The organism is candidate division TA06 bacterium (assembly GCA_016208585.1).
GTDB lineage: Bacteria > Edwardsbacteria > AC1 > AC1 > EtOH8 > UBA5202.
This window is the reverse complement of sequence record JACQXR010000040.1, coordinates 1-9627: the sequence shown is the minus strand read 5'-3', so window position 1 is coordinate 9627 and position 9627 is coordinate 1. Positions and strand designations below refer to the sequence as shown.

Genomic DNA, 9627 nt, shown 5'->3' with positions numbered 1-9627 from the left:
GTGTATTTGCGTGATCAGTCAAAAGGTTTTACCTTATCCCGTATTGTCACATTAACAAAACGCCAAGAACGCATCCTTAAAGCTGTATCTCCTCAGCTCCTCAAAGGACTGTAGTGTATATTTATGCTACGGAATTCAGGAATATCATTATCGTCCACGTCCAGATGGGTCACCGCCCGCAATTTGGTTTCCCCGAAAGGCAGCACCCACAGGCCGCTTCTGGCTAATTTGACCATGGCCTGCTCCGGGTTCATCCCGGTCCGCTTGATGTCGAAGACCACAATGTTAGTCTGCACGCTCATCAGATCAATTTTGACTTTCGGTATTTGAGATATCATCTGGGCCAGTTTTCTTGCCCTTCTGTGATCCTCGGCTATTCTTTTGAGGTTGTGTTTCAAAGAATACAAACAGGCCCCGGCCAAAATGCCCGCCTGGCGCATGCCTCCGCCCATCATCTTGCGGTTGCGCCGGGCTTTTTCTATGAACTCTTTATCGCCAGCCAGAACCGAGCCCACCGGGCAGCCCACGCCTTTGGAGAAACAGACCATCACCGAATCAAAATATCCGGAGTATTCCTTCAGCGAGATTCCGCTGGCAATAGCGGCGTTCCACAGCCGGGCTCCGTCCAGATGCATTTTGATTTTATGTTTTTTGCATAAGGCCGATATCTTTTTAATTTCGGCCAAAGGATAGACCACGCCGCCGGCCCGGTTGTGGGTGTTTTCTAAGCAGACCAAGGCCGTGGCCGGCTGGTGAATGTCAGCCGGACGAATGGCGTTTGCGACCTGTTCGGAGGTCATGATTCCCCCAGACCCCGTTATTGCGTTGAACTGCAGGCCTGAAATCACCGCCGCCCCGGCCACCTCGTAGCGGAAGATGTGGGACTCGTAGTCCAGGATCACTTCATCGCCGTGATTGGTCAGGGTCTTAAGCGCGATCTGATTTCCCATGGTGCCGGAGGGCACGAACAGCCCGGCCTGCTTGCCCAGCAGCCTGGCGGTCTCGGCCTGAAGCTGGTTGACCGTGGGGTCGTCGCCGAAAACGTCGTCGCCCAGGGGAGCATTGAACATAGCCTGCTTCATGGCGGCCGAGGGCCGGGTGACTGTGTCGGAGCGGAGGTCTATGATTTTCATTGGGATTCGTGAATGAATTTTTGGGATTAGTGTGTTGGCTTGATAAAATGATAACTGAATTTTAATGAAAAATATAAAGGGACACTTGTGAACTCTTTATTTATGCTACTATACGCGATTTCAATGGCAAATGTATAGCCATTTCTATATATAGTATTAAAACCAACCGGCGCGTACAGACCATAATATGTTTTGGTGGGTTGTGTTTTCCATTGATCACCTGATGGCCCTAATTCAATAATGTCCACCGGTGGGACCACCACAAATAGAATACCTGTATATATTGTGGTTTTATCTCTTTTTGCATTGCCATTGAAATGATATTTGGGGCCAGCATAATATCCCGTAAGGCCTCCACCTGCTTCAATGTTCAATACCGGCAACAGGAAGTAATCCAGAGAAACAGAAGCTAAGTAAGTTGGACCACCCAAATTGAGGTTTAAACCAAAAGGCCTTTTAACCCTTGGGTTTTCTACCACATATTTTTCTGCTTCTTGCGCATATATGACCGAACTAATCAATAGTGCGAGTATAAGAAATTTTTTTACTTTATTCATTTGCTTTTTCTTGTTATGGTTGGGCAAACTTCCCTCTTCAAATTCATTTGGAGAGAGCCCGCACTGAGTAAGGCCGATAAGTAGACAAGCGAAAGTGGGTAGGGGTGAGGTCAACCGTTCAAACCTTTCTAACGTTTCAAACTGTCGTAAATCTCCGCCGCCGCCCGTTTGGCCGCCCCCGGTGCGCCCAGTATTTGCGGGATATTGGCCAGCTCGGCCATTACCGCCTGTCTCGGCCGGCCCTCGGCCAGCAGCACCTGGGCCATCAGGTATATCGCCCCGGGCCGGGCCTCGTGCTGCAGGAATTCGGGGATCACTTTTTTTCCGGCCACTAAATTGACTAATCCGATGTAGGGCACTTTGATCAGCCTCCGGCCGATGAAGTAGGTCAGGGGCGAGGTCTTGTAGATGATGATCATCGGCGTGCCACTGATCCCGGCTTCCAGGGTGGCGGTGCCAGAGGCCACCAGCAAAAGCCGGGAATAGGCCATCAGGTCGTAGGCCGAGCCTTTGATCAGAGTCACCTCAAGACTGGCGGCATTGATCAGGCTTTCAATCCGCTCCCGGTCCACATCATGGGCCAGGCCCAAAGCGAACTGCAGGCCGGGGTCTTTTTCTTTGAGCATTTGGGATGTCTGCAGCATCACCGGCAAAATCAGCTCTATCTCCTGCTTGCGGCTGCCCGGCAGCAGCCCCACTAAATGGTGCTGGAGGTTCAATCCGTTTTTCTGATGGAATTGTTCCCGGCTCTGGCCGGTTTTAACAGCATCCCTCAGGGGGTTGCCAACATAGCGGGCGTTCACCCGGCGGCCCCGGTAAAACTCCTCTTCGAACGGCAGGATGCACAGCATCTTGTCAACGAACTTCCGGATATTGCGCACCCGGCCCCGGCCCCAGGCCCAAACCTGGGGCGAGATGAAATAGATCACCGGGACCCTGGCCTTTTTGGCTTTTTCAGCGAACTGCAGGTTGAAGCCGGGATAGTCTATCAGCGCCACGGCATCGGGCTTCCGGGCGTAAAGCTCGCCTTCCATTTTTTTCATCACCGAGCGGATGAAAGGCAGATGCCCTAGAACCTCGGCGATGCCCATGAACGAAAATTCGCGCACATGGTACAAAAGCTCCATCCCGCCGGCCTGCATCCGGTCGCCCCCGATCCCGAATATTTCCAGGCCGGGATCCAGCGCCTTCAGCTCCTTCACCAGCTGGCCGCCGTGGAGGTCGCCGGATGTCTCTCCGGCGATGATCATCAGTTTGGACATAGACTATTAGTATAGCAATTATTTTTTGTTTAATCAACAGGAAATGTGCGACAGGGTGTGCGTCAAAACCATTTTTCCCCGGGCTTTTCTTGGGCTGGATTTTGTTGACTTATTTGAGGTTTGGGTGATATAATGAAAGATCAAAAATATTTTCACGCTCGTCGATAGGAAAAATTCCGAATGAATCCAAAAATCATATCCCTGGCCGTTTTTATTGCGGCCTATTTGCTGTTTATGGTCTTCCTGAAAAAGCGGACCCTGGTGGCGGTGGGGGCCTCCCTGTTGTTGGTGCTGCTGGGCGCTTTAAGCGCTAAACAGGCCTTTTTTTTCGTTAACTGGAACGTAATGGGCATTTTTGTGGGCACCCTGTTTTTGACCGACATCTTCCTGGAGAGCCGGGTACCAGCCTTTCTGGCCGAGCATATCGTCAACCGCTCGCCCAGCATCGCCTGGGCCATCATCGCCATCTGCGCCCTCTCCGGATTCATCTCCGCCTTCGTGGAGAACGTGGCCACCGTGCTGATCGTGGCCCCCATCGCCCTGGCCCTGGCTAAAAGGCTGAATATAAACCCCGTCAACATGCTGGTCGCCATCGCCATCTCCAGCAATCTGCAGGGCACGGCCACCCTGATCGGGGATCCGCCCAGCATGCTTTTGGGGGGCTATGCCAAAATGAATTTCTTCGATTTCTTTTTCTACCGCGGCAAGCCCAGCATCTTTTTTGCGGTGGAGTTGGGGGCATTGGCCTCGCTGCCGGTATTATATTATGTGTTCCGGAAGCACACCCAAAAAACGGTCCTGGTGGCCGAGGAGAAGGTTCTGTCCTGGATTCCTACTATTATGTTGACCGCCATGATCGTGGCTTTGGCCCTGTCCTCGTTCTTTGACGCTGGCTTTTCCTTCCTGGCCGGCATCATCTGCATGGCTTTCGGTATGGCCGCTTTCTGTTGGGATGTGCTCTGGAAAAAGGCCTCGGCCTGGCAAAAGATCAAGTCCCTGGACTGGGACACCACCGCCTTTCTGATGGCGGTTTTCGTGCTGGTGGGCGGGCTGATCGCCAACGGGTGGATAGAAACCATTTCGGGCTGTCTGGCCGGGCTGGTCGGCGGGAACATATTCCTGGGGTTCTTCGCCCTGGTCTTTTTGTCGGTGCTGATCTCGGCCTTCGTGGACAATGTGCCCTACCTGGCGGCCATGCTGCCGGTGGCCATCTCGCTTTCCAAGAGTTTGAACCTGGAGCCTTCGCTTTTATTGTTCGGCCTGCTGATCGGCGCCAGCCTGGGCGGAAACATCACTCCCATCGGGGCTTCGGCCAACATCGTGGCCTGCGGCATTCTTAAAAAAGAGGGTTACCATGTGTCCTTCCCCGGGTTCGTCAAAGTGGGCCTGCCCTTTACCCTGGCGGCAGTGGCTGCGGCCTCGGTTTTCGTCTGGCTGGTCTGGAGATAAGAATATTTTCATGGGGCGCGGATACCTTTCGGCCCTGGTAATGCCTGTTGTCAAAAATATTAGCGGGAGAAAAATGTTTTACCACCACAAAACAGTTGCGGAAACCCTCGGCGAGTTAAGAACTGATAAACATGCCGGCCTTTCCTCGGCCGAGGCCAAGACCCGTTTGGCCGAGCACGGCCCAAATGAACTGCAGGCCGCAGCCTGCATCTCCCCCTGGGAGATCATGGGGGAACAGTTCAAGAACGTGCTGATCATAATTTTGCTTTTGGCCACCGCCCTTTCCCTGGCGCTGGGCCACGGCATCGAGTCGGTGGCCATTGCGGTTATCGTCCTGTTCGCGGTCTTTTTGGGCTTTATCCAGGAATACCGGGCCGAGCGGGCCATGGAGGCCCTGCGCCGGATGGCGGCCCCCACCGCCACCGTGCTCCGGGACGGCAGCGAGATAGAGCTCCCGGCCCGGGACTTAGTGCCGGGCGACATCATCATGCTCCAGGCCGGCGACAAAGTGCCGGCCGACGCCCGCTTGATCGAGGCTATCAACCTGCAGGCCGAGGAAGCGGCCCTGACCGGCGAGTCACTGCCAGTAGAAAAGACCACCGAACCGATGCCCCAGGGGGGAGATCTGCCGCTGGGCGACCGCAGGAACATGACCTTCGCCGGAACCGTGGCCACTTATGGCCGGGGCCGGGCGGTGGTCACCGCCACCGGCATGGGCACCGAGTTCGGCAAGATAGCCCAGATGCTGCAAGCGGTGGAGACCGGAAGGACACCGCTGCAAGAAAACCTGGACCGGATGGGCCGCCTGCTGGCCCGGGCGGCCTTGGCGCTGGTGGGCGTCATAGTGGCCTTCGGTCTTTTCCGGGGACAGCCGTTTATCGAGATGCTGATATTCGGCATCGCCCTGGCGGTGGCGGTGGTGCCCGAGGCCCTGCCGGCCGTGGTCACCATATCCCTGGCCATCGGCGTGCAGCGGATGGTCAAGCGCCACGCCCTGATGCGCCGCCTGCCCACGGTGGAGACCCTGGGCAGCGTCACCTTCATCTGCTCGGACAAGACCGGCACCCTGACCAAGGATGAGATGACGGTGGTCAAGATCTATGCCGCCGGTGAAATGACCGATGTTACCGGGACCGGCTACCAGCCCTCCGGGGAATTCCTGCGGCAGGGCGCCGTGTTCGCGCCCGATGACGGACTGGCCGCTCTGCTCCGGGCCGGGGTCCTATGTTCCGATGCCTGTCTGGTGCAACAAACAGATGGGTGGGACATCAAGGGCGACCCCACCGAAGGCGCCATGGTAGTGGCCGCGGCCAAGGCCGGACTGCACAAGGCCGACCTGGATCTGGAGTTTAAGCGGGTACAGGAGATACCCTTCACTTCCGAATCCAAGCGGATGACAACCCTTCACGAGTCGGCCGGGGGCCCGGTGGCCTATGCTAAGGGCGCGCCCGAGGTCATCCTTGATTCATGCGCCCGGCACCTGAGCGGGGGCCGGGAAAAAGAACTGGACCCCCGGGCCAGGGAGGAGATCCTGGCCAAAGCCAGGCAGATGGCGGGCCAGGCGCTGCGGGTAATAGCGGTGGCCTCCAAGGCCGATGCCGGCATCGAGCAGGCCGAGCAGAACATGCTCTTTTTGGGCCTGTTCGGAATGATCGACCCGCCGCGCCCCGAGGTGGTGGGGGCCATCAGGAAATGCGAAGAGGCCGGAATCAAGACGGTGATGATCACCGGCGACCACCCGGACACGGCCCGGGCCATCGCCAAGGCGCTGGGGATATTGAAGAACGGCCGGCTGATCACCGGCGCCGAGCTGGAGGCCTTAAGCGACGAAGACTTCGCCCGCCAGGTGAAGGACATCGAGGTCTACGCCCGGGTGTCGCCCTCCCACAAGCTGAAGGTGGTGACCGCCCTCCAGGCCAGGGGACACATCGTGTCTATGACCGGCGACGGGGTCAACGATGCGCCGGCCCTGAAGAAGGCCGACATCGGGATCGCCATGGGCATTACCGGCACCGATGTTACCAAGGAGGCCGCGGCCATGACTTTGACCGACGACAACTTCACTTCCATCGTGGCCGCAGTGGAGGAGGGCCGGGGGATCTACGGGAACATCAAGAAATACCTGATGTTCCTGCTGTCCTCCAATATCGGCGAGATCGGCCTGATGGCCGGGGCCATCCTGCTGGGCCTGCCCCTGCCCCTGACTGCGGTCCAGATCCTTTACGTCAACCTGGCCACCGACGGCCTGCCGGCCTTGGCCCTGGCGGTGGACCCGCCCGAGGACGACCTGATGAAGCGGCCTCCCCGCAATCCCCGCACCGGAATCTTCACCCGGCCCATCACCATCCTGATGGCCGTGGGCGGGCTGTGGTCGGCCGCAGTCAACCTGGGGATCTTCATCTGGGCCATGAACTCGGGGCGGGACATCAGGGAGGCCATGACCATGACCTTCGTTTCACTGGTGCTGATACAGTTCTTCAAGGCCTACAATTTCCGTTCCGACCGCCTGACCGTTCTCAAACGGCCCTTCGCCAATAACTGGCTCAACCTGGCCGTGCTCTGGGAGCTGCTGTTGCTGGGGCTGATCGTCTACCTGCCTTTTCTGCACAAGCCGTTCGGCACCTACAGCCTGCCCGCCCTGGACCTGCTGATAATAACGATCCTGGCTTTCTCGGTGTCGCCGGTGCTGGAACTGACCAAGGTCATGGTCCGGCGGGGATGGCTGGGAAAAGACCAGTAGCCTTAGACCTTCATTTCTGGTGGCGGCACGGATATAAACTACTTATGGGACACGGATAAACCGGAGCCTAACCGCCAAGACACAAGGCACCAAATCAGTAAATCGTGAATTGGGAATCGTAATTTGAGTGTGTCTTGGTGTCCCTTCGATTTGCCTCAGGGCATGCTTTGTGGTGAAAATAACAGCGAATGAAAGAACTCTTTAAACTGAAAAAATACCTGGCCCGTTACAAATGGGCCCTGGCGGCCGGTTTCGTCAGCCTAATCGCGGTGGACCTGCTGCAGTTGTTGATCCCCCAAGTGGTAAGGCGGGCGGTGGACGACCTGGCCCTGGGCGCCGTCGATCCCAAAAGGCTTATACTCTACGGGACCTGGTGCGCCGGCATCGCCCTGTCCATCGGCGTCGGGCGCTTCTTCTGGCGCTATTTCCTGATCGGCACCGCCCGGAAAGTGGAGCAGAAACTGAGGGACGAGTTTTTCTCCCACCTCTGCACCCTGGACTTCGCCTATTTTGACAACACCAAGACCGGGGACCTGATGGCCCATGCCACCAATGATATCAACGCTGTGCGGATGGCCCTGGGCTTTGGCTCGGTGATCCTAACCGACATCGTGGTGCTGGGCCTGGCCTCCCTGTTCCTGATGTTCAGTCTCTCGCTCCATCTGGCCTTGTATGCCCTGATCCCCCTGCCCTTCCTGAGCCTGATCGTGGCTCTGTTCGGCCGGATCATCCGCCGCCGGTTCGAGGCAGTGCAAAAATCATTTTCTGAACTGACCGAGACGGTGCGGGAGAACATCTCGGGCATCAAGGTGGTGAAACTGTTCGTCCAGGAGCATTCGGAAAATTTCCGCTTTGATGCCACCAGCCGGGATTATCTGGACAAGAACATGAAGCTGGTCTGGGTCTGGGGCGCTTTCTTTCCTTTGATAACCCTGGTGGCTTCGTTCTCCCAGGGCATCGCCCTGTGGTGGGGCGGACGGCTGGCCGTTTCCGGCCGGATCTCCCTGGGCGACTTCGTGGCCTTCATGGCCTATCTGGGGATCTTGATCTGGCCCATGATCGCCATCGGCCGGGCCATCGACATCTTTCAGCGGGGCGCGGCCTCGCAGGGACGGCTTAACCGGATCCTGGAGACCCGGCCCCAGATCAAGGACCTCCCCGGCGCAGTCAAACTTGGAACGGCCAAGGGCGGCCTGGGAGTCAAGGGCCTGACCTATTACCACCAGGACCAGTCCCGCCCGGCCCTGCAGGACATCAGTTTTGAGCTTAAGGACAGGAAAATGCTGGGCATCACCGGCACCATCGGCTCGGGCAAAAGCACCCTGGCCCATCTGTTGATGCGGCTCTACGACTACCAGCAGGGTCAGATTGCTCTGGACGGCCGGGAGATATCCGACTACACAGTGGATTCCTTAAGGGAGCAGTTCGCCTTTGTTCCCCAGGACAGTTTCCTGTTCTCCGACAGCATCGAGGAGAACATCTCTTTCGGGCGCTGGCCCCTGCCGGAACCAGGAGAGCTGGAGCGGGTGGCCCGGCTGGCCGCGGTTCACCAAGAGATACTGGGGCTGCCTAAGGGATATAAGACTGTGATCGGCGAACGGGGGGTTACTTTGTCCGGAGGCCAAAAGCAGCGGCTGGCGCTGGCCCGGGCCCTGCTGCTGGACAGGCCTCTGCTAATCCTGGACGACGCCCTCTCGGCGGTGGACGCCGACACCGAACGCAGAATTTTGGACAGCCTCAGGTCCGAGCTGGAACAGCGCACCTCCATCGTCATCTCCCACCGCATTTTCGCCATCAGGGACGCCGACCTGATATTGGTGATGGACCAGAGCCGGATCGTGGAGCAGGGCCGGCACCAGGAGCTCTTGGCCCGCCAGGGGAAATATTACGAGATGCACCAGCTGCAGCAATTGGAACGGGAACTGGAGAAGGCCTGACCGGATTCGTTATTGGTTAATTGTTAATCGTTATTTATAAAACAGGCAAATAGATGGACCAGCCATTTTGGGAAAAAGCTTATAAAAGCATTGAATCTTCGACCTTTGGGAATCCCAGCCTGGAGATATATGAGATTTCAAACTCGCTGCCAAAGGGTGCGAGAATCCTTGATGCCGGATGCGGTGACGGAAGAAATGCCTTGTATCTGGCGGAAAAAGGATTTTCCGTGGATGCCTTTGACATTTCCGCCAACGGCATAGAGAAACTGACCCTGCTCGCCAAACAAAAGGACATCAAAATCAATGCCTGGGTTCAGGACCTGGCCGGGTATGATTTCAACACCCACTATGATTTAATAATTTCACACGGCGTTTTGCACTTGGTTACAAGGGACACTTGGGCCAGGTTTAGGAAGCGTTAATAAATAACCTTTACAAGTAGTTTATTTTGTGCTATAATGTTGGACATGAAAAACAATGTCCGACTCGAAGAACAATTTGCGCGTATCTGGCCCCACTTGAACGAACGGGCTCGTCGTTTGATGGCAG

Annotated in this window: 7 protein-coding genes; 4 read left to right on the top strand and 3 right to left on the bottom strand. The window is 56.7% G+C overall.

The genetic code is table 11. The features are described 5' to 3' along the window. Positions 1-92 precede the first annotated feature (92 nt). From ltaE to lpxB, 3 genes are all read right to left on the bottom strand, one after another. Positions 93-1133 (bottom strand): low-specificity L-threonine aldolase, encoded by a 1041-nt coding sequence (ltaE, locus tag HY768_03420; GenBank protein MBI4726269.1) that lies wholly within the window; start codon positions 1131-1133, stop codon positions 93-95. A 26-nt stretch (positions 1134-1159) separates the two neighbouring features. Then, positions 1160-1690 (bottom strand): hypothetical protein, encoded by a 531-nt coding sequence (locus HY768_03415; protein MBI4726268.1) that lies wholly within the window; start codon positions 1688-1690, stop codon positions 1160-1162. A gap of 128 nt (positions 1691-1818) precedes the next feature. Next, positions 1819-2952: a lipid-A-disaccharide synthase gene (gene lpxB / locus HY768_03410; protein MBI4726267.1), complete on the bottom strand. Its 1134-nt coding sequence runs from the start codon at positions 2950-2952 to the stop codon at positions 1819-1821. A 180-nt stretch (positions 2953-3132) separates the two neighbouring features. Between lpxB and HY768_03405 the strand changes: the two genes are divergently transcribed. The 4 genes from HY768_03405 (at position 3133) to HY768_03390 (ending at position 9500) form a co-directional block, all read left to right on the top strand. Further along, positions 3133-4401 (top strand): citrate transporter, encoded by a 1269-nt coding sequence (locus tag HY768_03405; GenBank protein ID MBI4726266.1) that lies wholly within the window; start codon positions 3133-3135, stop codon positions 4399-4401. A 73-nt stretch (positions 4402-4474) separates the two neighbouring features. Further along, positions 4475-7141, top strand: a complete 2667-nt coding sequence (locus HY768_03400) for a cation-translocating P-type ATPase (protein ID MBI4726265.1) — start codon at positions 4475-4477, stop codon at positions 7139-7141. A 188-nt stretch (positions 7142-7329) separates the two neighbouring features. Next, a complete protein-coding gene (locus HY768_03395; protein ID MBI4726264.1) occupies positions 7330-9078 on the top strand; it encodes an ABC transporter ATP-binding protein in 1749 nt (582 codons plus the stop codon). A 53-nt stretch (positions 9079-9131) separates the two neighbouring features. Next, complete coding sequence (locus tag HY768_03390; GenBank protein MBI4726263.1) at positions 9132-9500, top strand: class I SAM-dependent methyltransferase; 369 nt, start codon at positions 9132-9134, stop codon at positions 9498-9500. Positions 9501-9627 lie beyond the last annotated feature (127 nt).

Excerpts from the sequence above, each read along its gene's own strand:
- ltaE (MBI4726269.1), bottom strand. The coding sequence starts at position 1,133 with ATGAAAATCATAGACCTCCGCTCCGACACAGTCACCCGGCCCTCGGCC.
- HY768_03390 (MBI4726263.1), top strand. The coding sequence starts at position 9,132 with ATGGACCAGCCATTTTGGGAAAAAGCTTATAAAAGCATTGAATCTTCG.
- lpxB (MBI4726267.1), bottom strand. The coding sequence starts at position 2,952 with ATGTCCAAACTGATGATCATCGCCGGAGAGACATCCGGCGACCTCCAC.
- HY768_03395 (MBI4726264.1), top strand. The coding sequence starts at position 7,330 with ATGAAAGAACTCTTTAAACTGAAAAAATACCTGGCCCGTTACAAATGG.
- HY768_03400 (MBI4726265.1), top strand. The coding sequence starts at position 4,475 with ATGTTTTACCACCACAAAACAGTTGCGGAAACCCTCGGCGAGTTAAGA.
- HY768_03405 (MBI4726266.1), top strand. The coding sequence starts at position 3,133 with ATGAATCCAAAAATCATATCCCTGGCCGTTTTTATTGCGGCCTATTTG.
- HY768_03415 (MBI4726268.1), bottom strand. The coding sequence starts at position 1,690 with ATGAATAAAGTAAAAAAATTTCTTATACTCGCACTATTGATTAGTTCG.